Here is a 22,713-nt window from a genome sequence, read left to right on the forward strand (position 1 = left end):
CACCGCCCCCGCCCGGGGCTCCCGGGTGGGGGCGGTGGCGTCGACCGCCGCGGGGTGCGCGGCAGCCGGGGAGGGGGCTAGCCCATCTGCAGCGGCTCGACGGCCTCCGCGGCCTCCATGTTCTCCTGGGCGGTCTCGTCCTCGAACATGGTCTTCGGGTACTCGGCGCACTCGTCGCTGGGCTCCATCGGGTTCTCGACGGTGTTCGCGGCGATCGCGTCCAGGTTCTCCTGCTCGATCGTCCAGTCCATCTCGGCGCTGAGCGGGCCGAACCACCCGTCGGCGGGGACGCCGGTGATGTAGTCGGAGTGGATGTCGTAGTTCTTCGGCGGCAGGATCGTGATCTTCAGCTTGTAGTCGCCCGGCTCGGTGACGGTGTCCTTGGCCAGGTTCGTGCCGTAGTGCGAGCCGTCGATGGCGTTCATCGGCATCATCATGCCCTTGTCGATCTCGTTGCCCTCGGCATCGGCGAGGCGGTACAGGATCGTCAGGTTGGCGGGGGTCTCGTCGACCGAGTAGCCCCAGTTGGTGGCGTAGGCGTTGGCCTTCAGGTCCAGCTCGATGTGCATCTGCGAATCGGCGTAGTCCAGCATCTTCATGTCGGAGTTGGGGTTCTCCGCCATCTGGCCGGGCTGGAAGTACATCACCGCGGCGTCGAAGAGGCCGAAGGAGGCGGTCGGGCCCTCCTGCTCCTGCAGGCCGCACTCGTCGGGCCGGGCGTTGACGGCCACGGCGTCCTCGGCGGCGGCGTCGTCCCCGGCGTCCTCGCCCTCGGCATCGTCGCCGGAGACGGCGTCGGTGGCGTCGGCGACCGCGGAGCCCGCGGCGTCGGTGGCGTCGCCGACGGCGTCGGCGGCGTCGTTGGTGGAGCAGGCGGTCATGCCCGCGACGAGGAAGAGGCCGGCCGTGGCGGCGGTGAGGATGCGGCTATTGGTGTGCTTCATGGAGATTCTCCTGATTCGTGTCCGGTTCCGCGGTGCTGCGGGCCCGGCGGTTCTTGCGTGCATGGGCGAGGATGATCCACACGGCCGCGATCAAGAGGATGATCTGCGGCAGCAGGGTCTCGGCCCAGGGGTAGATGCCCAGTTCGGGCAGGTAGTGGCCCATCCACGGCAGATTGGTGTCGCCGAGGATGACATCGGCCTCCTTCAGCTCCGCCACGCCCTTGCCCACGAAGGACAGGCACATGGCGAACAGCAGGATGGAGGTGGCGTAGAAGATCGGCCCGATCGGCAGCTTCGCCCCGCCGTAGCGGAAGACGACGTAGACGAGGGCGAGGATGACCGCGCCGACGGCGAAGCCGCCGGCGATGGCGACGCGGTCGTGTCCCCCGGAGGAGAACGCCGCGGTGTAGAACAGCACCAGCTCCGCGCCCTCGCGCACCACCGCGAGGAAGGCGACGAAGACGATGGCGCGGGCGGCGCCCCGGCTGACCGAGGCCTCCACCATGCCGGAGATGTACTGCTGCCAGTTCTCGCCGGAGGCCTTCGACAGCATCCAGTTGGACACGTAGAAGAGCATCGCGACGGCGAGGAACATGGTCAGGCCCTCGAAGAGCTCCGAGGCCCGGCCCGCCCCGCCGGTGACCGCGTGCAGCAGCCAGGCCAGCAGGAAGGACGCCGCGACCGCGGCCGCGACGCCCAGGAACACGGACGTGACCAGGCGCCGGTTGCCGGTCTTGACCAGGTACAGCACGATCGCGGCGACCACCAGCAGGGCCTCCAGGCCCTCCCGGAGCAGCAGCGTCAGCGCCGTGGTGAAGTCGATCCAGCGCAGCGCGGAGCTGTCCGCCTCCTCCTGCGGGCCGCCCTCGTAGAGGGCCAGCCCGGCGGATTCGGGTGCGTCATCGGCGAGCACGCCGTCGAGGACCATCGCGTCGCGGGCGACCGCGGTCTTCAGCGTCTCGATGTCATCGTGCACGGTGGCGCCGTCGGCGCCGCCGCGGATGGCGATCTTCAGCCGGGTGAAGCGGCCCTCCATGGTGACCTTGCGGTTGCCCGGCAGGGTCATCGAGGCCGGCTCCAGGTTGTTCTCGTACCAGCCGAAGTAGGCCTCGCCGACCTGGTCGAGCGCGCCCTCCGCATCGCCGTCGCCGTAGGCGACCTGGGCCAGCTCCAGTTCGGCGGCCATGCACAGGGCGTAGTCCCGGTAGGTGCGGGGGGAGCCGTCGGGGTTGGCGACGCCCTTCTCGCACTTCTCCAGGGTGGTCGCCGCCGGTGCCGCGGTCTCCGCGGCGGCCGCGGGGGCCGTCGCCGAGGCGAGGATCAGGGCGGCGAACGCGGCCAGGAGGAACCAGATGGCCATCCGGGCCGGGGTGTTGATGCGGTTGCCCATCAGCACCTGCTTTCCGTACTTACATAGGCGAGTCTCGCCTGAGTTGAGCATAAGCGCATGTAAGCGGCTGCACCAGAACGCAACCGGCGGAAAGTTCCCGGGTACCCCCGCGGGGGTGCCCGGCCGGGGCCCGGGCCACGGCCGCGCCCGCCCCCGGCCGGGCCCTGAGCGGGGCCGGGAGGCGTCCGAGGCGCACCGCCGCGCACCCGCCGGCGGCGCCCGGCCCGACCCCGGCGGGGGTGGCCCCGGCAGGCGGATCCGCCGCCGCCCCGCGCACCCCGCCGAAAGGGCGGGGCGACGGGGCGGGTCCGGCGGCGGCTAGAGGATGTCGCCGGGCCGGTAGGCGGCGGCCTCCGGGTTCTCCTCGACCAGGGCGGCGACCCGGGCGACCACCCGGTCCACCTGGGAGCCGGCGGCGCCGATGAACGCCGCCCGGTCCGCCAGGGCCGCGGTGAGCTGGTCCTCGTCCAGCGGGATCCGGGGGTCGGCGGCCAGCCGGGCCAGCAGATCCTGCTCCCCGCCGCGTTCGCGCATGTCCAGGGCGGTGGCCACGGCATGCTCCTTGATCGCCTCATGGGCGACCTCCCGGCCCACCCCGGCGCGCACGCAGGCCATGAGCACCCGGGTGGTGGCCAGGAAGGGCAGGTAGCGCTCCAGCTCCCGGTCGATCATGGCGGGGAAGGCGCCGAATTCGGCGAGCACGGTGAGGAAGGTCTCGATCATGCCGTCGATGGCGAGGAAGGCGTCCGGCAGCGCCACCCGGCGCACCACCGAGCAGGACACGTCGCCCTCGTTCCACTGCGCCCCGGCGAGATCGCCGACCATCACCAGGTGCCCGCGCAGCAGGGTCTGGAAGCCGGTGACCCGCTCGCAGGAGCGGGCGTTCATCTTGTGCGGCATCGCCGAGGAGCCGACCTGGCCCTCCTTGAAGCCCTCGGTGACCGTCTCATTGCCCGCCATCAGCCGGATCGTGGTGGCCAGGGAGCTCATCGAGGCGCCCAGCTCCACCAGTGCGGAGACCGCGTCGAAGTCGAGGCTGCGCGGGTAGACCTGGCCGACGGAGTCGAATACCCGGGAGAAGCCCAGGCCCTCGGCGATCTCGGCCTCCAGGGAGGCCAGCGCCGCCTCATCGCCGTCGAGCAGGTCGAGCATGTCCTGGGCGGTGCCCATCGGGCCCTTGATCCCGCGCAGCGGGTAGCGGTCGATGAGCCCGGCCAGGCGCTCCCGGCCCAGCAGCAGCTCCTCGGCGGCGGAGGCGAAGCGCTTGCCCAGGGTGGTGGCCTGGGCGGCGACGTTGTGCGAGCGGCCGGCCATCACCAGGTCCCGGTGGGTCTCGGCGAGCTCCACCAGCCGGGCGGCCACCGCGGTGGCGCGGTCCCGGACCAGGATCAGCGAGCGCAGCACCTGCAGCTGCTCCACGTTCTCGGTGAGATCCCGGCTGGTCATCCCCTTGTGGATGTGCTCGGTGCCGGCGAGGGCGCAGAACTCCTCGATCCGGGCCTTGACGTCATGGCGGGTGACCCGCTCCCGGGCGGCGATGGAGTCCAGGTCCACCCGGTCGACCACCGCCTCGTAGGCGGCGATGGCGTCGTCGGGCACGGCGACGCCGCGGGCGCGCTGGGCGCGCAGCACCGCAATCCACAGGCGGCGCTCCAGGATGATCTTCTGCTCCGGGCTCCACAGGGCGGCCATCTCGGCGGAGGCGTAGCGGCTGGCGAGGACGTTGGCGATGTTCACGCCCCCAGTATCGCACCCGGTTCAGCCGCGGGCGGCGAAGGCCTCCACCTCGGCCACCGGCCCCGCGGCGAGCACCAGGTCCCCGGCGGCGAGCCGGTCGGCGGGCAGCGCCGGGCGGAAGGCGCCGCCGCGGGGGCGCACCGCCAGGATGCGCACCACCGCCCCGGCGTTGATCTCCGCGATCTCCCGGCCCAGCACACTCACCGGGGGCGCGATCTTGGCCACGGCGAAGTCCGGGTCGAATTCGACGTACTCCTGCACGCCCCCGCCGATGAGATGCGCCACCCGGCGGCCGGTGTCCGCCTCCGGCCGGATCACGTGGTGGCAGCCGATTTGGCCGAGGATCTTGCCGTGCGCGATGGAGTCGGCCTTCGCCCAGATCGAGGGCACCCCGAAATCCACCACCGCGCTCGCGGTGAGCAGCGAGGACTCCAGGTCCGCGCCGATGGCGATGACCACCCGCTGCGCCTCGTGCACGCCGAGCTGGCGCAGCACCGAGGGCATGGTGGTGTCCGCGTGCACGATGTGGTCGAAGGTGTCGGAGAGCTGCTGCACCCGCCGTTCGGAGGCGTCCACGCCGAGCACCTCGACGCCGCCGGCCATCAGCTCCTCGCCGAGGGCCTGGCCGAAGCGGCCCAGCCCCAGGATGACGACATGGGATTGCCTGCGGTTCCTAGCCAATGAAGGGCCTTTCCTCGGGGTAGTCGTAGCGGCGCCGGCCGGTGCGCAGCGCCATGGCGGTGGCCAGGGACAGCGGGCCGACCCGGCCGGCGAACATCAGGGCGACCAGCAGCAGCTGCGCGGGCAGCGGCAGCTCGCCGGTGATCCCGGTGGACAGCCCCACCGTGGCGAAGGCGCTCACCGTCTCGAAGGCTATCTGGTCGGTGGTGAACCCGGGGGCGAGGAAGAGGATCGCGGTGGTGCAGCCGACCACCAGCACCACCCCGAAGGAGAGCACCGCCAACGCCTGGCGCAGCGTCGCCGCGGGCACGGTGCGCCCGCGCAGGGCCACCGCCCGCTCCCCGCGCACCTCGGCGATCACCGCGGCGACGAGCACCGCGGCGGTGGTCAGCTTCACCCCGCCGGCGGTGCCCCCGGAGCCGGCGCCGAGGAACATGAGGATGTCGGTGCCCAGCAGGGTGGAGGGGTGGAAGGAGCCGTAGTCGAGGGTGTTGAACCCGGCGGTGCGGGGGCTGACCCCGGAGAAGAAGGCGTTGAGCAGCTTCTCCGGCACCGCCATCCCGGCCATCGCGCCGCGCCATTCGCCCAGGCCCACCAGCAGCGCGCCGGCGGGCACCAGCACCGCGGTGCCCTGGAAGGTGAGCCGGGCGGTGAGCGAGAACCGGCGGGGCCGGCGCAGCAGCTCGTGCAGCACCGGGAAGCCCAGGCCGCCGACGATGAGCGCGAAGGCCAGCGGCAGCAGCACCCAGGCGTCCGCGGCGAAGCCGGCCACGTTGTCCGGGTAGAGCGCGAACCCGGCGTTGTTGAACCCGCTCACCGCGTGGAAGACCCCCTCCCAGATCGCCCGGCGCGGGCGCATCCCGTAGCCGACGAGGAAGCGCACGGCGAGCACCATGGCCACCACCGCCTCGATGAGCAGGGTGAAGGCGACGGTGGCGGCGACCACCGAGGACACCGAGCCGTAGTCGGGGCCGCGGCCCTCCGCCCCGGCGCCGTCGCGGGCGTAGAGGCCCAGCCGGCCGGAGAGCAGCAGCATGGCCAGGGAGGCCAGGGTCATGAAGCCCAGCCCGCCGAGCTGGATCAGCGCCAGGATGACCACCTTGCCGGCGAAGCTCCAGTGCCCGGCGGTGTCCACGGTGACCAGTCCGGTGAGGCAGGAGGCGCTGGCGGCGGTGAACAGCGCGTCGGAGGGGGCGGTGGCGTGCCCGTCCGCGGCGGCGAAGGGGGTCATCAGGGCGGCGGTGCCCACGGCGGTGAGGCAGGCGAAGCCGGTGGCGACCGCGGCCTGCGGGCGGAGCCGGTGTTTCAGGGACACCCCCGGGAGGCTACGCCCGCCCGGTGACGCGGGAAAGCCGGCGGCAGGCCTCCGCCAGATCCCCGGGTGCCCCCGCGTAGCACAGCCGCACCCGGCCGCCGCCGTGCACGGCGTCGAAGTCCACGCCCGGGGCCAGCGCCACCCCGGTCCGGTCGAGCAGCTCCGCGCACCAGACGAGGGAGTCGTCGGTGTAGTCGGAGACGTCGGCCCACAGGTAGAAGGCGCCGTCGGCGGGGGCCACCCGGTCGATGCCCGCCGCGGCGAGGCCCTCGAGCAGCAGATCCCGGTTGTCCCGGTAGCGGCGCACGTGCCCGTCGAGCTCGGCGAGGGACTCCGGGTGCAGGGCCTGGGCCGCGGCGGCCTGGCTCACCGCCGGCGGGCACACGGTGAGGTTCGCGGCCAGCCGGGTCACCGGCCCCACCAGCTCCTCGGGCAGGATCAGCCAGCCCAGCCGCCAGCCGGTCATGGAGAAGTACTTGCTGAAGCCGCCGGCGACCACCGCCGCGGCGGAGGACTCCAGGGCGCTGGCGCAGCGCCGGCCGTAGTCGATGCCGTGGTAGATCTCGTCGCTCACCAGCAGGGTGCCGTGCGCGGCGCACCAGCGCGCGATCCGGGCCAGCTCCGCCTCGTCGATGATGGTGCCGGTGGGGTTGTCCGGGCTGGTCACGATGACCGCCCGGGGCGGGCGCGGCAGGGCCGCCAGCATCTCCGCGGTGAGCTGGTGGCGGGTGTCCGGCCCGCAGTCGAGTTCCACGACCTCCGCGCCGAGGGCGGCCAGGGTGTTGCGGTAGGCGGGGTAGCCGGGCCTGGCCAGCACCACCTCGTCGCCGGGGTCCAGGGCGGCGAGGAACACCAGGATCAGCGCCCCGGAGACGCCGGTGGTGACCACCACCTGCCCGGCGGTGACCGCGGTGCCGTAGCGCCCGCGGTGCCAGGCGGCGATGGCCGCGCGCAGCGCGGGGTCGCCGGCGGCCTCGGTGTAGCCGAGCACCTCCTCGGCCGCGGCGGCCGCGGCGGCGGCGCGCACCCGCCGCGGCGCGGGGGTGGCCGGCTGCCCGGTGCACAGCAGCAGGGCGTCGCCGCGGGCGCGCTGCCGGGCCTTCGCCGCGGCGAGCACCTCCATCACGTGGAAGGGGGCGACGCCGGAGCGGGCGGAGGGCCGGGTGGGCCGGTCGGGGCGGGGCACCGGGATCCCTCAGCCGGGGATCCGGATCCGGCCCTCGACGGCGGGCAGCGCAATGTCCCGGCGGTAGTGCCCGCCGGGCAGGTCGATGCCGGCGAGGGTGGCGTAGGCGCGCTCCCGGGCCTCGGCGAGGTCCGCGCCGACGCCGACCACGTTGAGCACCCGGCCGCCGGCGGAGACCACCCGGCCCGCGCCGTCGCGGGCGGTGCCGGCGTGCAGCACCCCCTCGGCCTCCCGGCCCGGTTCGGCGCCGGCGATCGGATCGCCCGTCCGGGGCGACTCGGGGTAGCCGGCGGCGGCGAGCACCACGGTGAGGGCGTGGCCCTCCCGCCAGCGCAGCGGGGCCAGCCCGGCGAGCCGGCCGGTGGCGGTGGCGTGCAGCGCCTCGGCGAGATCGGACTCCAGCAGGGCGAGCACCGCCTGGGTCTCCGGATCGCCGAAGCGGCAGTTGAACTCCACCACCGCCGGGCCCTCCGCGCCCCAGGCCAGGCCGGCGTAGAGCAGCCCGGAGTAGGGGGTGCCGCGGCGGGCCAGTTCCGCGGCCACCGGTTCGCACACCTCGGCGACGATCCGGTCCACCGCGTCGGCGGGCAGCCAGTCCAGGGGGCAGTAGGCGCCCATCCCGCCGGTGTTCGGCCCGGTGTCGCCCTCGCCGACCCGCTTATGGTCCTGGGCGGGCAGCAGCGGCACCACCTCGGTGCCGTCGACCAGGCAGAACAGGGAGACCTCGGGGCCGTCCAGGAAGGACTCCAGCAGCACCGGGTTGCCCGCGGCGAGCACCGCCCGGGCGTGGTCGAGGGCGGCGGCCCGGTCGTCGGTGACCACCACCCCCTTGCCGGCGGCCAGCCCGTCGTCCTTGACCACCCAGGTGGGCCCGAAGCGGTCCACCGCGGCGGCCAGCTCGGCCTCCCCGGCGCCGGGGGCGATCGACTCGGCGTGCGCGGTGCGCACCCCCGCGGCGGCCATCACCTCCTTGGCGAAGGCCTTGGAGCCCTCGATCCGGGCGGCCGCCGCATCCGGGCCGAAGACGGCGATCCCGGCGCCGCGCAGCGCGTCGGCGACCCCGGCGACCAGCGGCACCTCCGGGCCGATCACGACCAGCCCGGCGTCGATGGACCGGGCCAGGGCGGTGACCGCCGCCGGGTCGTCGGCGACCACCTCGTGCCGCTCGGCCAGGGCCGCCATGCCGACGTTGCCGGGGGCGACGTGCAGCTCGTGGCCGGCCTCCCCCCGGCTCATGGCGTGAAGCAGGGCGTGCTCGCGGGCACCGGATCCGATGACGAGGATGCGCATGCGCCCGAGTCTATCCGGTCGCCCCCGCCGCCCGCGGGCGCTACCCTGGCGGGCATGTCCACCGTATTCACCAGGATCATCGACGGCGAACTGCCGGGCCGCTTCGTCTACCGGGACGACGAGGTGGTCGCCTTCCTCACCATCGAGCCGGTCGCCTACGGCCATGTGCTGGTGGTGCCGGTCGAGGAGGTCGACCGCTGGACCGACGCCGCCCCGGCGCTGTGGGCCCGGCTCAACGAGGTGGCGCAGATGGTCGGCCGCGCCGTGATCGAGGCCTTCGGCAGCCCCCGGGCCGGCTACCTCATCGCCGGGTTCGAGGTGCCGCACGCCCATATCCACGTCTTCCCCGCCGCCGACATGTCCGGCTACTCCCTGGACGCGGTGATCCGGGATCCGGATCCGGCGGAGATGGACGCCGCCGCGGAGCGGCTGCGCGCCGCCCTGGGCACCGACGCGGCGGGCCGACCCGCCTAGTGGCCGAGCAGCCGACGCCGCTGGCCACCCGGGTCACCCGCCGGGGCATCTTCGAGGACGACTGGCGGGCCCGGGTCACCCCGGCGCGGCCCTGGCCGGTGGTGCTGCTGCACGGCACCGGCCACTCCAAGGGGCTGTGGGCGGATCTCGGCGGGGAGCTGCGCGCCGACGGCTGGGCGGTGTTCGCCCCCGACTACGGCTTCCGGGCCACCAACCCGCTGCGCGAGTCCCTGGACCAGCTGGCGCCGTACCTGGAGGCGGTGCTGGCCGCCACCGGGGGCGAGCGGGTGATCCTCTGCGGGCACTCCCAGGGCGGGCTGCTGGCCACCCTGCTGAGCTTCGGGATGCCGGAGCGGGTGCGGCACGTGGTGTGCCTGGCGGCGCCGAACCACGGCACCCGGTTGGGCGGGCGGGCCGCCGGGCTGCTCAAGGTGCCCGGGGCGGAGCAGGTGCTGCGGAACCTGGTGGTGGGGGTGTGGGGGCCCTCCGCCCTGGACCAGATCGCCGGCAGCGAGCTCACCGACGCCGTCGCCGCCCGGGACGTCACCGCCCCGGGGGTGACCTACACCTGCATCGCCACCCGCACCGATCAGCTGATCTCCCCGCCGAGCTCCTGCTTCCTCGACGACGGCGGCGCCGGGGTGGTGCAGAACATCATGGTGCAGGACGTGCACCCCCGGGCGGTGGTGCTGCACGAGGAGATCGCCGGGGACCGGCGGGTGCGCCGGATGGTGCGCGACGCCCTGGACGCGGTCGCCGCGGCCGGCTGAGCCGGCCCCGCCGGCCGGCGGGGCCCGGTCCGGCTAGGGCCGGGGGATGTTGCGCAGGTTGGCCTTGGCCAGGTCCACCATGGCGCCGACCCCGCCGGCCATCACGGTGCGCGCGGAGGCCTTGGCGAAGCCGCGCACCTGGTCCAGGGTGATCTCCGGGGGCATGGACAGCGCATTGGCGTCGGTGACCACGTCCACCAGCACCGGGCCGGGGGTGGCCAGGGCCCGGGCGAGCTGCTCGCGCACCCGCGCCGGGTCGGTGATCCGCACCGAGGGGATCCCGGCGCCGTGGGCGATCGCGGCGTAGTCCACCGGGGCGTGGTCGGTCTGCCAGTCCGGGTCCCCGGCGACGAGCATCTCCAGCTTCACCATGCCCAGCGAGGAGTTGTTGAACACGATGGTCTTCACGTCCAGGTCATGGCGGCGCACGGTGAGCAGCTCGCCGAGCAGCATGGCCAGCCCGCCGTCGCCGGACATGGAGATCACCTGCCGGCCCTCGGTGGCGCTGGCCGCGCCGATGGCGTGCGGCAGCGCATTGGCCATGGTGCCGTGCCGCCAGGAGCCGAGCACCCGGCGCCGCCCGTTGGGGGTGAGGTACCGGGCCGCCCACACGTTGTTCATCCCGGTGTCCACGGTGAAGATGGCGTCCCGGTCGGCGAGCTCGTCGAGGATCCGGGCGACGTACTCGGGGTGGATCGGGGTGTGCTTCTCCACCCCGGAGGTGTAGGCCTCGATGACCTTCTCCAGCTCCCGGGCGTGGTGCTTGAGCTGCTTGTGCAGGAAGGCCGGGTCCTTGGGCTCGACCAGCGGCAGCAGCCGGCGGATGGTCTCCGCGGCATCCCCGGCCACCGGGTGCGCGACCGTGGTGCGCCGGCCCAGGTGCGCGGCCCGGGCGTCGATCTGGGCGACGTTGCCGGTGGGCAGGAAGGAGGAGTAGGGGAAGTCGGTGCCGATCAGCAGCAGCAGATCGGCCTCCTCCATCGCCTGCTGGCAGCCGCCGTAGCCCAGCAGCCCGGACATGCCGACGTCATAGGGGTTGTCGTACTGCACGGACTCCTTGCCGCCGAGGGAGTGGCCCACCGGGGCCTGCAGTTTGCCGGCGAGCTCCATCAGCTCGGGGTGCGCGTCGGCGCAGCCGGCGCCGGCGAAGATGGTCACCGTGCGGGCGTCGTTGATCGCCGCGGCGAGATCGGCCACCGCCGCCTCGTCCGGGATCACCGCGGGCCGGGCCGGGGCGATCGCGGAGGCCAGATCCGGGGCGTCCACGGCCTTGTCCTCGGCGATGTCGCCGGGCAGCACCAGCACCGAGGCGCCCTCCCCGGCCATGGTGGACTGGATGGCGTGGTGCAGCACCCGGGCGCCCTGGGCGGCGGAGTTGACCATTTCGCAGTAGCCGGAGCACTCCGCGAAGAGCTGCTGCGGGTGGGTCTCCTGGAAGAAGGTGGAGCCGATTTCCCCGGAGGGGATGTGCGAGGCGATGACCAGCAGCTTCGCCCCGTTGCGGTGCGCGTCGTAGACGCCCTGCAGCAGATGCAGGTTACCGGGGCCGCAGGAGCCGGCGCACACCGCCAGCTCCCCGGTGAGCAGGGACTCCGCCCCGGCGGCGAAGGCCGCCGAGGACTCGTGGTGCACGTGCACCCACTCCATGTCGGGGTGCACCCGCACCGCGTCGACGACGGGGTTCAGGCTGTCGCCGACCAGTCCGTAGATGCGGCGCACGCCCTGGCGGGCGAGGGTGTCGACGAGTTGTTCGGCTACGTTCACGGTTGAGCCTCCTCGGCTGACGGTGTTCTCGGGTGGGGGGTTGGGGAACTGCAACACCCCCATTGAACGCCTTTTAACCCGGATCCGCCATGGCCGAGCAGGGACTTCTCCGCCACAGCCGCGGCCCCGGGGTGACCCCGTTCACCGCCGCCGGCCGGCGGTTCCGCCGCTCACATCCGCGCCGGGGCTACTCCTCGGCGAGGGAGGCCCGGGCCGCGGCGACCTCCTCGAGCAGCAACGCCGCCGCCGGGCCGGGGCGCTCCTCGCGCAGCGCGGCCATCACGTCCTCCGGCAGGCCGGCGGCCCGGAAATCGGCGTCCTCGCCGGGCACCCCCTGCAGCCAGGCCACCGCCCGGGCCTCCGGGGAGATGCACCGCCGGGCCACCCGCTCATGCTCCACCAGGCGCTCCGGGTGCTCGCGCAGGCCCATCCGGGCCAGGGTGCGCGCCGCCGAGGACAGGTTCTCCCCGCGCACCCGGCCGAGCAGGTTCGGGTTCGGCGGGGGCTTGACCCCGCCGCGGCGGCGCACGTACAGGTCCTGCTGGCCGATGCCGACCAGGGTGCCGTCCACGTTGCGGATGACGGAGGTGCACTGCACCACCGTGGAGTAGCCGCCCTCCAGGTCGGCGAGGATCCGCTCCACCATCTCCTCGGGGATCTCCACGGTCATCGCGGCGCCGTCGCGGCCGGGCCGGATGAACTCGAAGGAGCCGGTGCGGGTCCAGGCCTCGAACTCCTCGGCGCCGAGGCGCTGCATCATCAGGGTGCCGAAGAGCACGTCGGTCATCGAGAACAGGGTGCCGCCGAAGGCGGCGCCGTGCATGTTCGCGTTGAGCGGGGTCATCCGCAGCTCCAGGCGGCCGGCGGACCAGTCCTCGGCGATATGGGTGATCCGGATCCCGGAGGCGAGCAGCGGCGGCCACAGGTTGAGCATCCGGCGCAGCCGGGGCGGGGTGATCCCGCCGGTGCGGCGGACGAGGGTGCGGATGAGCGACATGGCGCCCAACCCTAGTCCGGCCGGGTCGCCCCGGTGACCAGTTCCGCCCGGATCCGCTCCCCCAGCATGGCCCGCAGCAGCCGGTGCCGGGCCAGGCCGGTGACCCCGCGGCCGGCCGGGTCCTCGAGCACCCAGCGCCGGATCGCGCAGTCCGGGGCGATATGCCGGCCCACGTCGACGTCGCCGAGCACGATCACCTCGTCATGCCGGTCCGCCAGGCTGGCGGTGAGCTGCCGGGGATCGCCGTCGCAGCGGGCGCCGATCTCGGCCAGGGCGCGGCGGGCGTCCTCGTCCATGCCGCGGGCGCCGGGGGCCACCGAGACCCCCGCCGAGCCCACCCGGGCCCGGGGATCGGCGAGCCGCAGCAGCCCCTCCGCGATGCGGGAGGCGCTCATGTTGGCGACGCCGACGAACAGGATCCTGGGCACGCCGCCCAGCATAGGTCGTTTTGCCCCCGGGAGCATCGGGGCCGGGGGTGGGCCGGCCGGCTCAGCCGGCCGGGGCCTCGTTCCACAGCCACACCGCGCCGCCCTCGCCGAGATCGCAGCGCAGCTTGCCCTCGACCAGCCCGGCGCAGTCCGCCCCGGCGTACTCGCCGCGGGAATCGAGGACATCCTCCTCCGAGGAGCGGCCCTCGACGATGGCGCCCATCACCTGGCGGGCCCGGGCGCAGTCGGCGCCGCCGGAGACCGCCAGATGGGACACCCCGTAGCCGTCGCCGGTGAGGCAGATCCGCACCGACTCCGCCTCCACCCGCACCGTGGAGGTCTCGGTGACCGTGACGGTCTGCTCCGCCTCCGGCGCCCAGGTGGGTCGGGGGGCGTCGGCGGACTCCGCCGCCGGGCGCACCGGGGCCGGTTCGCCGGGCTCCTCGCCGCCGCCGGCGAGGAGCACCGCCGCCACCACGGCGAGCACCAGCACCAGGGCGGCGAGCAGGCCGAGCAGCACCGGCAGCAGCCGGCCGCGCGGCGCCGCGGCCGGGGCGGGGTCCGCGGGGGTGGTCGGGTCGGGCCGGGGGCCCTCGCCGCCGGGGTGCGCGCCGTCGTTCATCGTCCGCTCCTGCTCATCGTCGCCGGCGGCGCGCCTGCCGCGCCGCCGGGCCCGGGGCCGGGCCCCGGGCGGGGTGAGCCGGAGATGGGACTCGAACCCACAACCATCCGACGCGGGGCCAATACCGCTCTGACCTGCGATGATGCTGAACCACCTGCGGATGCGGTGTAAACCTCGTAACGCTGTGACCAGGGATTATACCGGCTCCGGCTCTATTAAATTGCCATTAAATCACCACTATGCGGGTGGCCCCGCCGGTGGTGATTCCCCCACGATAAAGCCCCCACCGCGCGGGGTGCGCGGCGGGGGCATTTCGGGACGGGTGCTACGCGGCGAGGTCACCGCGCTCGCGGAGGGCCCGCCGGGCCCGCGTGACCGTGGACCGGGAGACCCCCAGCGCCGACGCGATCTCGCCGGCGGTGCGGCCGGCGTGGGTGAGGTCCGCGACCGCCTGGTGGCCGGCGCGGTCCAGGGCCGGGGGCCGCCCCAGCCGCGCGCCGCGCCGGCGGGCGGCGGCCAGTCCGGCGGCCGTGCGCGAGGCGATCGCCTCGCGCTCCATTTCGGCGAGCCCGGCCAGCAAGGCGGTCACCATGCGGCCGGCCGCCGTCCCGGTGTCTATGTGCTCGGTCAGCGACCGCAGGTGGACCCCGCGTCGGGCGAGATCATCGACCACCCGCACCGTGTCGGCCATGGACCGCCCCAGCCTGTCGAGCCGCCACACCGTCAACACGTCGCCGGGGCGCAGCTCGGCCAGCAGCGCGTCCCGGACGGGACGCGCTGCCTCGGCGGCGCCGCTGGCGGTCTCCGTGACGACCTCACCCACCCCCGCCGCGGCGAGGGCGGCGAGCTGGGATTCGTGGTCCTGGTGGCCGGTGGACACCCGCGCGTAGCCCACCACCCGCCCCGGCCTTTTGACCCCGGTATCTGACGCACCCCCACCTGCGGAAATACCGACGCTCTGCGACGGGTCGAATTCGGTCGTTTTTGACGCGCTCACGGCTGCCGCCCCTCCTCCCCCACCACCTGCCGCGGCGGCCGGAACCGGGTGGGCGGCTCCACCACGTCGCCCCCAGTGGTCCACCGGATCGACGCCACGTCGCCCGCGCCGCGGAACCGCAGCGGGGGCGGCGAGCCGGCGCCGGCGCGGTCGCTCTCCGCCCGGAACCGCAGCGGGGGCGGCGACCCGGCGTCCGCCGGGTCACTCTCCGCCCGGAACCGCACCCCCGCGGGGGAGGCCCCGGCCGCCTGCGCCTGCCACCACCCCGCACCGGACAGGCCACCCCCCGCCGCCGCGGCGCCCCACCCGGACTCGTCCCAGATGCGGTCGATGGCCGCCGCCGCGTCGACGTCCGCGGCTTCGGCGGCGGCGGCAGCCGCCTCCAGCACGTCGGCGGCGTGGTGCAGGCGCGCCGCCGCGTCGGCGTAGACGGCCTTGTGCCGGTCCATCAGCGCCCGGTGGATGGTGACCAGGGGCCGGTAGCCGGGGGCCGGCGCGCCTGACCTCGTGCCCTGGCTGGCCTGCCGTACGAGCTCGGCGTGCAGCGCGTCGGAGTCGTCGATGAACGAGGCGACGGTATCGGCCTGCGCGCGCAACGCCGCGACCACGCGGCGGGCCTTCTCCTGGTCGACCTGCATCTCGCCGCCGCTCATGCCGCACCCCCCAGGGCGGCCGGCTCCACGATGCGCACGCCGCCGACGGACGTCCCATCGGCGCGACCGTGGCCGTCGTAGAGCGCCGGCGCGGCGGCGCCGGTCGGCACGAGCGTGAGGCCGCACGCGGGCACGCCGTAGACCAGGCCACCGCCGCGGAGCGCGCCGCGGTAGGAGCCGGCGGCGGTGACCCGCCCGCGGGCGACGCGGACGGCGGTGCAGTCGGGGGGCAGGGCCGCGACGGCGAACGGGGCATCGGGCCGGGCGTAGCGGGCGATGGCCTTGAGCACCGCGAGGGCGTCGTAGTCGGGCGGCATCAGCGCATGGAAGCGGGGGTACAGTGTCAGCATCATGAGGCCAGTATAACCCGCTGCTGACGCCGTGAGCAAGCCCTCTACCAGCAAAAACGACGCTTTAGCACGTGCCGTGCTGACGCGCTACCCCGGCGTTACGAGCGGGGGTACAGGGGCCGCGATACCGCGCTACGCGACGCCGCTACATGCCCCCCGCGCAGGCCGCCACATCCCCGGTACCGCCACCGCCGCATCCCCGGCCGCCGGGCCGCGCCGCGGCCCACCCCGCCACCACGCCGCGGGGCGCGCTGGGTACCCCAGGGTGGGGTACCCTCGGGCCGCTCACCCCGGTTTTCGGGGGTCAGGGGCCCGGCCGGCGCGGAGTCGCGGGGAGGGGGCCGGGTGGTACTGGCGGTGCTACGAGGGCCGCTACGGGGCCCGGTACATGGCCCGGTACGGCGGGCGCTACGCGGCGTGATCCACGGCCTCGCGGCCACGGTGTCAGCAACGAGGCCCCGCGGCCCGTAGGCGGGGGACGCGGAATGCCCAGGTCAGGAGCAGTCCGGGCCGCGTTTCCCCAGGTCACCGGGCCACCCCACCACCGGGGGCGGACGCGGCCGGCGGCCCCCGGCGGGGTGGTGGCGCGGCGGGGGCGGCCGCGGCCGGGGGTGCCCCGCTTCGGCCCCTGGGCGGCCCGTAGCCGGGCCGGGGCGGCGGGCCCGGTGGTGGGCAGCGGGGCGGGGGTGCTGCGCGCCCTACGGGCCGTGCAGCGCGCGCGGCCGCGCGGGGCGGCCGGCGGCGAAAAATCCGCGACCACCGCCCCACCATCCCTTCGCGCGCGCGCATTATGCGCGCGCGTACGTGCGCCCCCCGCGCATGGGCGCCACGGCGGTGGCGCTCACGCGCGCGGCCGCGCGTGCGCTCGCGCGCGTGAGCGCGCGTGGGGCGGCGCGGCGGTCACGCCGCCGCCCTGGCCGGCGGCGGGGGGCACGGCCGCCCCGCCGCGGCGGCGGCCACCGCCACCGCAGCCCCCGCAGCCGCCAACCAGCCGCCCGCCCGTGCCCGGCGCTGCCGCTCCTCCCGCCCGGCCCAGGGGTCGCAGCCGGCGGCCCGCAGCGCCGCCACCGCCACCCACCACGCCGCCTCCCCCGCCGGCTCCACGCCCCCACCGGCCAGCCGCAACGCCGCCTGCGCGGCGACGACGGCCCGCGTCGCCCGGTCCCCCGCGTCCCGTCCCCCCAGCAGCAGCGGCCCGTCCGCGTCCGCCGGGTCCGCCTCCGGCACCTCCAGGCGGGGCAGCTGCCCCGCCTGGAGGCGCACCACCACCGGCCGCGGCAGGGGCGGCCCACCCACCAGCACCGGCGGCGGGGTCACGTCCGCCCACCCGCGCAGCCCCGCCTGCACCACCACACGCGGCGCGACCGGGGCAGGTGCAGGTGCAGGTGCAGGTGCAGCGGCGGCCGGCGGGGGCGGTGGCGCGGCCGGCGGTGCAGGGGCAGGTGCAGGCGGCGGCGGGGGCGGGGGCGTGGCCGGCGCGGGTCCAGGGGCGGCCTGCGGTGCAGGGGCGGCCTGCGGTGCAGGGGCGGGCGGCGGCGACGCCGGGGCGCCCCCGGCGACCCCGAAGCCACCACCACCACCGGCCGGGGCGGTGGCCACCCCGCCCCGCCCGGCGATACCCGCCCGCCGCCGGTAGGCGGCGGCATCACCACCGGCCCACGCCGCGGCCGCCGCCTCGACGCGGGTCAGCACCCGCCCCCGCCCCCGCTCCGCCTGCGCATCCTCCAGCAGCCCCACCACCGGGTCGCCGGGGTCCGTGCTCCAGACGGCCAGCGGCGGGGAATCCCAGTCGCCATAGATTCCCCCGCACCCCGGCTCATGGCCCACCCCCGACCGCGACGACGCGCCGCCCGGCCGGCGGAAAACCGGGCAGCCGCAGGCGTCCGTGCCGCTCTCCGTCCACCCGCACTCGGCCAGGATCGCGGCCCAGGGGGTCGCCTCCGCCCACGCGCGGACGCGGGGGTCGAACCCCGGCCTGGCCGGGGTGACCGGGGTGGCCGGCGCGGCCGGCGGCCGGGCCCGCCCCACCACCGCCCGGCGGGGCCGCCGCCGGGCCTCCCGCACCCGGTCCAGGGCCTCCAGCAGCCACCGAGGGGCGGGCATGACCTCGGCGGGCGGGTGACCGGTGGACCAGCGGTAGGGGCCCTCCGCCCGCTCGTGGGGCGGGCACGCCGCCCAGCCGCTATGGCACTTCACGTCCACGCCGGGGGCGACCTCCACCGTCCCCGGCAGGTCGTCCACGGCGCAGTCCTCGGGAAGCCTCACCCACGCGTGGCACCCTCCCCGGTGCCGCCACCCCCCGGTGCGAGGGTCGCGCGCGCCCGGCGTCTCCACCGTGGCCGGCAGCACCTCACCGGCGGCGGTGCCCATCGCATCGAGCTTGGCCCGCGCCTCGACGGTATCCACGTCCACCACCACCAATCGGCCGGGGCCGGGGACGACCCCCAGGCCGGGGCGAATACCGCGGCGCACCGCCTCATGCAGCCATGCGCGCAGCTCGTCCGGGCGGGTGGTATGTGCGTGCCAGCCGGACGGGCCGGCGGGGGCCGGGCGCGCGTCCAAGGGGACTTTCGCCCTGGCCGGCGGCGCGGCGCGGTCAGTGAGCACCACGGCCAAGCCCATGCCGAGAAGCACCTGGGCGGTCGCCCACGCCTCGGCGGCCGCGGCGGCGGGGGTGGTAACGGGGGTAGTCATGTCGAACAGCCTTTCGAGGTAGGGGGGCGGGCGGAAGGCAAGCGGAAGGCAAGCGGAAGGCAAGAATCTGTTTTTCCTTCCGGGGTGTTTCCCCAGTACAGCAGGGGTTTTTGGCGGGGGGCGGAAGGCAAGGAAGGTAAATCCGGGCGAACTCCCCTCTACGAGGAATCGGCGGGGTTGTTTTTTCGCTGTGGAGGGACTTTTGGGGATTTTGCCTTCCTCGCCTTCCGCCAGGGGGTAAAAATGCCCTTTGAACAGGGGTTATGGGGCGGAAGGCAACGCGGATTTTTGCCTTCCGCTTGCCTTCCGTGCCTTCCCGCTTGCCTTCCGCCGGGTCAGCGGGAGATGGGGAAGGGGCGCGGCGCGGCCTCCGCAGGCGGGGGGGTGCGCTCGGCGATCCACTCCCGCGCGGCAGGGGTGGCCTCGACGTGCCCCCACCTCACGGCATCCCGCGCAGCCTCCAGCAGCTCCCGCCCCGCGGGGGTGAGGGCGATGCCGGTGAGGGAAGCCCGCTGCCGCCCCGCGCTGGGCACGTGCCCGCAGCGCAGCTCGCGGGCGAGCATGGAGCCGGCGGTGCGCGACGTGTTGGGCGCGGCCCGCCGCAGGGTCGTGTCGCGGGCGCGCCAGGTCTGCCAGAGGGCGTAGGCCACGGCGACGGGGATTTCCGCCTCGGCCGCCGCGTGGTCCGCGAGGCCGAACGTCTCGTGCGCGAACTCCGCGAACGGGCTGGCGTCGGCCTGCGCCTCGCGGGTGGCGGCCACCACCACCGGCGGCTCGTCCAGCCGGCAGCCGCGGGCCACGTAGTCGCGCCAGCCGCCGACTGCCCAGGCGAGGATGGCGGCGCGCTCTCGGGGGGTGGCGAGCTCCGCCGCCAGGTGGGGGTCGGGCGGCAGGTCACCGGGGCGCCACGACGGGTCGCTGCGGTCGCGGAAGCTCGCGGGCCAGCTGATTTCGCGGTAGCGGCGCCAAAACCCGCCGTCGCCGGCGGGGATGCGTGGGCGGTGGTTGGTGGCCACCACAAGGGTGTGCGTAGGCGACCAGCTCACCGCGCGCTCGTACTTCTGCGCGGCGGTGAGCTGGTCACCGCCGGTGAGCCGCTTCAACGCGGCCGCATTCCACGCGCCCTCGGTCTCGGTGGCGACCGCCCACCGCGCCCCGCGCAGCGGGACCAGCATGTGCTCGCGGGCGTCGCCCGCGACTACCGCCGGGTCGAGGGTCGCGGCGAGGCCGCCGAGCGCGCCCGCCACCGCCTCCACGAACACGCTTTTGCCGTTGGCGCCGTCCCCCACCAGCACCGGCAACACGTCCGTCTTTTCGGCCCCCTGCACCGCCACCCCAACCAGCCGGGCGAGGTAGTCGCGCATCGCGGGGTCGGGCTGCGTCTCCTCCACGAAGCGCGCCCACCGCGAACCGGGCAGGGCGTCGGGGTCGTAGGCGGCGGCGGCGCCGCGGGTGACCAGCAACGCGGGGTCCGGGGCCGCGACGCGGACGGGTGCGGCCGGGTCGGTGGCGAGATGCAGGTAGGCGCCGCCGGCGGTGGCGACCACGCCGGGGGCGGCGTCGAAGGCGGCGCGGTCGCGGCGGATGCGGGGGTGGGTTTCCAGCAGCGCGGCTGCCGCGGCGGTGCGTCGCTGCGACTCCATCCACGGCACCTGGGCGAGGGGCCGCCACGGGGCGTGGTCATCGGCCCACACGTAGCGGTCGCAGTCGGGGTTGTCGGGGTCGGCCGGCTCGATTTCCCCGGCGTCCAGCGCCGCGTCACGGGCCTCCGCGGCGCGGCTTTTCGCGGTGATCGGCTCGTAGACCTCGATGTGCGGGCCCACCGCCGCGCCGTCGTCGGTGTAGCGGCGGTGGGTGAGGGCGGCGATTCCGCTGGTCAGGGCGTCGGGGCGGTCCTGCCACACGGTACCGTCCCAGACGAGCGCGACGCCGCGGCCGGCGTCGTAGACCAGGGCCCCGTCCAGGGCGGCGGCGACTGCGCTGGCGACCGCCGCTTCGGTCGCCTCGACGCTGGCGACGCGGCGGGGGTACGGCATGGTGGTGCGTGCGTGGAAGGTGGCCGGCGCGGCGGTGGGGTCGGCGGCGGCGAAGAGCGCCGCCGGCGGGGTGGATGAGGGACGGTAAACGCCCATGGTAAGGTAGCTCCTGTAGCTATTTGGGCGGCTTTCGGGCTGCTCACCCCCCGCATCGGTGGCAGCCGATGCGGGGGTTTTTCTTCGCCCGAATGCCAGGGGGGGCTGGGGGTCAGGCGGCCTTGCGGCGGGGCGCGCGGCGGCGGCCGCGGGTGGTGGCCTCGACGGCCCGCACCCCGCGCAGGGACCGGGGGGTGGGGTGGCCGGCGGTGAGGCCGAGGACGGCGGCGCGCTCGTGGGCGTCGCTGTAGGCGGCGCACGCGTCGCGGAGGGCGTCGTAGGCGGCCTCGACCTCGCCGGGGCCGGCGTCAAGGCCGGCGAGGGTGGCGGCGACCACCTCGGCGGCGCGGGCGGCGGGGTCGGCGTGCTGGTCGTGCTGGTCGTGGTGCTCGGTCATGGGTTTTCTCCTGGGGGTAGGGCGGGCCGTGGCCCGCGGTGGGGGGGTTAGGCGGCGGGCTGCGGGGCGTCCGCGAGGGCCGCGGCGAGGGCGTCGTCATCGAGGCCGAGGGCGTCGATGATCGGGCGCGTGGGCCAGCGGACCGCGGTACCGACGCGGATGGGCATCACCGTGCCCTCGGGCGTGGCGACCCCTTCGTTGCGCCACGTGCGCACGTACAGGGTCTGCCGTGAGACTCCGAGGACGCGCGCAGCCTGTGCGGTGGAGAGGGTCGGGGGGGTCATGGGGGTGTCCTCCTGGTCGGGTAACGGGCGTAACACGCAATATAGCCCCGCTCCCCCACCCCCTTATGGGGCTGTCGCGCCGGTAGCGCACCCCGGCGCGGGGGTAGCGCGACCCGGTATCATCCCGGCGCGCTAAAATGGTCCCCTGACCAGCGCGGACGTACTGTGACGAATATCACTCCGCCTACTTCCGGTAGCACGCCCCGTACCGCGCCCCGTATCGCGTGAGGAGCGCCCTTGGCCCGCGGCCGCCCACCCCTCCCCCCAGGCAGCATCGGCACCTGTCGCACCGTGCCGGCCCCCGGCGGGGGTTTTCAGGCCCGCGGGCAGGTGCGCCGCCGCGACGGCTCCCGCGTGCGCGTGAGCCGCACCCGCGCGTCCCGCGCGGCGGCGGGAATCGCGTGGCGGCAGGCGGCGGTGGAGGAGGCCGCGCGGACGCGATACGGGGACACCGCCGGCGGGGACGCCGCCGGGCTCACCGACGCGTCCACCGTGGTCGAGCTGGTGGGGGCGTGGCTGGACTCCCGCGAGGGCGACCTGTCCCCCGCCAGCCGGCGAATTTACCGCGCGGCTTTGGACCATCAAATAGCCCCCTACCTGGGAGATTTGGTGCTGCGGGAGGTCGGGCCGCGCGCCGTCCAGGCCGCCGCCGACCGCATGACGCCCCAATCGTGGCGGCGGGCGCGGGTGGTCCTGCGCGGCGCGTGGCAGTGGGGGCTGCGGATGGAGGTCGTGGCGCACGACCCGATCACCCCCACCACCCCACCCCGCGTCCCCGCCCGTGACCCCCAGGCCCTCACCCCCGGCGAGGTCCGCGACACCATCGCCGCGGTGGCGGCGCGCACCAATGACCCCGACATCCCCGGCCCCCGCCCCCGCCACCCGTGGCTGGGGGCGCTTTGCGTGGTCCTGCTTGGCACCGGCCTGCGGGTGTCGGAGGCCACCGCGATGCGGTGGGGCGACCTGGACCTTGACGATGACGCTGCCCCGTCCCTCCTGGTGCGGCCCGTAAAGACCCGCCACGGCACGCTGGCCCGCCGACGCCGGGTGGTCCTCCCCCGCTACGCCGCCGCCACCCTGCGGGAGTGGCGGCCGGCGGGGGCTGACCCCGCTGCCCCGGTGTGGGCCACGTCGGCGGGCACGGCCGTGGCCCCCGGTGCGGTGCACCGCGCGATGCGCGCGGTGGCCGCCTACGCCGCCCAGCGGGGCCTGCCCTACCCCGACCCCGCCCCCACCCCCCACGCGTTCCGGCGGACGGTGGCGACGGCGGTGGCCGGCGACGATCTGCGCGCCGCAGCCGCGCAGCTGGGGCACGCGAAAATCAGCACCACGGAGGCGCACTACGCCGAGCGGCTGGTCGAGGTGGACGTGGCCGCCGCGTTGGATGAATATTTTGCCACTTAATCGCCATTTTTACCCGAACGGGCGACTACCTCACCGACTGTCAGCGCTCTGAACTGGGGTGATGGAGCCGGAGACGGGGGTCGAACCCGCAACCATCCGCTTACAAGGCGGGCGCGCTACCAGTTGCGCCACTCCGGCGACCGCGCCGCGGGGGCTGCCCCGCCGCGCTGGGGGCAATGCTACAAGGGCGGTTTAGACTACCGG

At 75.3% G+C, this 22,713-nt stretch carries 20 protein-coding genes and 1 tRNA gene; 3 read left to right on the top strand and 18 right to left on the bottom strand.

All coding sequences use genetic code 11. The annotated features are described in order from the left end of the window. Positions 1 to 77: 77 nt before the first annotated feature. The 7 genes from CSPHI_RS10035 to purD form a co-directional block, all read right to left on the bottom strand. Complete coding sequence (locus CSPHI_RS10035) at positions 78 to 944, bottom strand: iron transporter (RefSeq protein ID WP_075692962.1); 867 nt, start codon at positions 942 to 944, stop codon at positions 78 to 80. Next, the gene (locus tag CSPHI_RS10040; protein ID WP_157118531.1) at positions 928 to 2,334 is read right to left on the bottom strand and encodes an FTR1 family iron permease; all 1,407 of its coding nucleotides are present in this window, start codon (positions 2,332 to 2,334) and stop codon (positions 928 to 930) included. The genes CSPHI_RS10035 and CSPHI_RS10040 overlap by 17 nt, the downstream gene beginning before the upstream one ends. Before the next feature lie 318 nt (positions 2,335 to 2,652). Beyond that, a complete protein-coding gene (gene purB / locus CSPHI_RS10045) occupies positions 2,653 to 4,071 on the bottom strand; it encodes an adenylosuccinate lyase (protein ID WP_075692964.1) in 1,419 nt (472 codons plus the stop codon). Positions 4,072 to 4,092: 21 nt separating this feature from the next. Next, positions 4,093 to 4,752 carry a potassium channel family protein gene (locus tag CSPHI_RS10050; protein ID WP_075692966.1) on the bottom strand — a complete coding sequence of 220 codons (660 nt, stop codon included), beginning with the start codon at positions 4,750 to 4,752 and terminating at the stop codon, positions 4,093 to 4,095. Further along, entirely contained in the window at positions 4,745 to 6,067 is a 1,323-nt protein-coding gene (locus tag CSPHI_RS10055) for a TrkH family potassium uptake protein (RefSeq protein WP_075692968.1), read from the bottom strand. The genes CSPHI_RS10050 and CSPHI_RS10055 overlap by 8 nt, the downstream gene beginning before the upstream one ends. Positions 6,068 to 6,077: 10 nt before the next feature. Further along, positions 6,078 to 7,190, bottom strand: coding sequence for a pyridoxal phosphate-dependent aminotransferase (locus CSPHI_RS10060; protein ID WP_075694013.1), 1,113 nt, complete (start codon positions 7,188 to 7,190; stop codon positions 6,078 to 6,080). A 72-nt stretch (positions 7,191 to 7,262) separates the two neighbouring features. Then, complete coding sequence (gene purD, locus CSPHI_RS10065; protein ID WP_075692969.1) at positions 7,263 to 8,543, bottom strand: phosphoribosylamine--glycine ligase; 1,281 nt, start codon at positions 8,541 to 8,543, stop codon at positions 7,263 to 7,265. Positions 8,544 to 8,597: 54 nt separating this feature from the next. On the opposite strand from purD, the gene CSPHI_RS10070 reads away from it, so the two are divergent. Together CSPHI_RS10070 and CSPHI_RS10075 are read left to right on the top strand one after the other, a co-directional pair. Continuing rightward, positions 8,598 to 9,017 (top strand): HIT family protein, encoded by a 420-nt coding sequence (locus CSPHI_RS10070; RefSeq protein WP_075692971.1) that lies wholly within the window; start codon positions 8,598 to 8,600, stop codon positions 9,015 to 9,017. Then, on the top strand, positions 9,017 to 9,787 hold the full coding sequence (locus CSPHI_RS10075; protein ID WP_075692973.1) for an alpha/beta hydrolase: 771 nt from the start codon (positions 9,017 to 9,019) through the stop codon (positions 9,785 to 9,787). Before CSPHI_RS10070 ends, CSPHI_RS10075 begins: the two co-directional genes overlap by 1 nt. Before the next feature lie 33 nt (positions 9,788 to 9,820). Here CSPHI_RS10075 and CSPHI_RS10080 read toward each other — a convergent pair whose 3' ends face one another. The 10 genes from CSPHI_RS10080 to CSPHI_RS10130 form a co-directional block, all read right to left on the bottom strand. Then, positions 9,821 to 11,614, bottom strand: coding sequence for a pyruvate dehydrogenase (locus tag CSPHI_RS10080; RefSeq protein ID WP_084210370.1), 1,794 nt, complete (start codon positions 11,612 to 11,614; stop codon positions 9,821 to 9,823). A 124-nt stretch (positions 11,615 to 11,738) separates the two neighbouring features. Then, positions 11,739 to 12,548, bottom strand: a complete 810-nt coding sequence (locus tag CSPHI_RS10085; RefSeq protein ID WP_075692977.1) for a PaaI family thioesterase — start codon at positions 12,546 to 12,548, stop codon at positions 11,739 to 11,741. An 11-nt stretch (positions 12,549 to 12,559) separates the two neighbouring features. Beyond that, the gene (locus CSPHI_RS10090; protein WP_169840407.1) at positions 12,560 to 12,976 is read right to left on the bottom strand and encodes an arsenate-mycothiol transferase ArsC; all 417 of its coding nucleotides are present in this window, start codon (positions 12,974 to 12,976) and stop codon (positions 12,560 to 12,562) included. Between the two features lie 61 nt (positions 12,977 to 13,037). After that, a complete protein-coding gene (locus CSPHI_RS12195; protein WP_075692980.1) occupies positions 13,038 to 13,598 on the bottom strand; it encodes a hypothetical protein in 561 nt (186 codons plus the stop codon). Positions 13,599 to 13,923: 325 nt separating this feature from the next. Beyond that, positions 13,924 to 14,496: a recombinase family protein gene (locus tag CSPHI_RS10100; protein ID WP_075692982.1), complete on the bottom strand. Its 573-nt coding sequence runs from the start codon at positions 14,494 to 14,496 to the stop codon at positions 13,924 to 13,926. 95 nt (positions 14,497 to 14,591) lie between these two features. Further along, entirely contained in the window at positions 14,592 to 15,248 is a 657-nt protein-coding gene (locus tag CSPHI_RS10105; RefSeq protein ID WP_157118532.1) for a hypothetical protein, read from the bottom strand. Beyond that, entirely contained in the window at positions 15,245 to 15,601 is a 357-nt protein-coding gene (locus tag CSPHI_RS10110; protein ID WP_075692986.1) for a hypothetical protein, read from the bottom strand. Before CSPHI_RS10110 ends, CSPHI_RS10105 begins: the two co-directional genes overlap by 4 nt. An 897-nt stretch (positions 15,602 to 16,498) precedes the next feature. Continuing rightward, a complete protein-coding gene (locus CSPHI_RS11925) occupies positions 16,499 to 18,292 on the bottom strand; it encodes a bifunctional DNA primase/polymerase (protein WP_084210373.1) in 1,794 nt (597 codons plus the stop codon). A gap of 335 nt (positions 18,293 to 18,627) precedes the next feature. Beyond that, on the bottom strand, positions 18,628 to 20,424 hold the full coding sequence (locus CSPHI_RS12710; protein WP_075692988.1) for a phage/plasmid primase, P4 family: 1,797 nt from the start codon (positions 20,422 to 20,424) through the stop codon (positions 18,628 to 18,630). Positions 20,425 to 20,536: 112 nt separating this feature from the next. Then, a complete protein-coding gene (locus CSPHI_RS10130) occupies positions 20,537 to 20,821 on the bottom strand; it encodes a hypothetical protein (protein ID WP_075692990.1) in 285 nt (94 codons plus the stop codon). A 644-nt stretch (positions 20,822 to 21,465) separates the two neighbouring features. Between CSPHI_RS10130 and CSPHI_RS10140 the strand changes: the two genes are divergently transcribed. Then, the gene (locus CSPHI_RS10140) at positions 21,466 to 22,509 is read left to right on the top strand and encodes a tyrosine-type recombinase/integrase (RefSeq protein ID WP_157118534.1); all 1,044 of its coding nucleotides are present in this window, start codon (positions 21,466 to 21,468) and stop codon (positions 22,507 to 22,509) included. A 62-nt stretch (positions 22,510 to 22,571) separates the two neighbouring features. Here CSPHI_RS10140 and CSPHI_RS10145 read toward each other — a convergent pair. Next, positions 22,572 to 22,647 (bottom strand) — tRNA-Thr (locus CSPHI_RS10145). Positions 22,648 to 22,713: the final 66 nt, after the last annotated feature.

The sequence above is a fragment of the Corynebacterium sphenisci DSM 44792 genome (assembly GCF_001941505.1).
Lineage (GTDB): Bacteria > Actinomycetota > Actinomycetes > Mycobacteriales > Mycobacteriaceae > Corynebacterium > Corynebacterium sphenisci.

Coding starts and splice junctions, on each gene's coding strand:
- CSPHI_RS12195 (WP_075692980.1), bottom strand. CDS start 13,598: ATGAACGACGGCGCGCACCCCGGCGGCGAGGGCCCCCGGCCCGACCCG.
- purD (WP_075692969.1), bottom strand. CDS start 8,543: ATGCGCATCCTCGTCATCGGATCCGGTGCCCGCGAGCACGCCCTGCTT.
- CSPHI_RS10070 (WP_075692971.1), top strand. CDS start 8,598: ATGTCCACCGTATTCACCAGGATCATCGACGGCGAACTGCCGGGCCGC.
- CSPHI_RS10035 (WP_075692962.1), bottom strand. CDS start 944: ATGAAGCACACCAATAGCCGCATCCTCACCGCCGCCACGGCCGGCCTC.
- CSPHI_RS10080 (WP_084210370.1), bottom strand. CDS start 11,614: ATGGGGGTGTTGCAGTTCCCCAACCCCCCACCCGAGAACACCGTCAGC.
- CSPHI_RS10040 (WP_157118531.1), bottom strand. CDS start 2,334: ATGGGCAACCGCATCAACACCCCGGCCCGGATGGCCATCTGGTTCCTC.
- CSPHI_RS10110 (WP_075692986.1), bottom strand. CDS start 15,601: ATGATGCTGACACTGTACCCCCGCTTCCATGCGCTGATGCCGCCCGAC.
- CSPHI_RS10130 (WP_075692990.1), bottom strand. CDS start 20,821: ATGACCGAGCACCACGACCAGCACGACCAGCACGCCGACCCCGCCGCC.
- CSPHI_RS12710 (WP_075692988.1), bottom strand. CDS start 20,424: ATGGGCGTTTACCGTCCCTCATCCACCCCGCCGGCGGCGCTCTTCGCC.
- CSPHI_RS10060 (WP_075694013.1), bottom strand. CDS start 7,190: ATGGAGGTGCTCGCCGCGGCGAAGGCCCGGCAGCGCGCCCGCGGCGAC.
- CSPHI_RS10085 (WP_075692977.1), bottom strand. CDS start 12,548: ATGTCGCTCATCCGCACCCTCGTCCGCCGCACCGGCGGGATCACCCCG.
- CSPHI_RS10105 (WP_157118532.1), bottom strand. CDS start 15,248: ATGAGCGGCGGCGAGATGCAGGTCGACCAGGAGAAGGCCCGCCGCGTG.
- CSPHI_RS11925 (WP_084210373.1), bottom strand. CDS start 18,292: ATGACTACCCCCGTTACCACCCCCGCCGCCGCGGCCGCCGAGGCGTGG.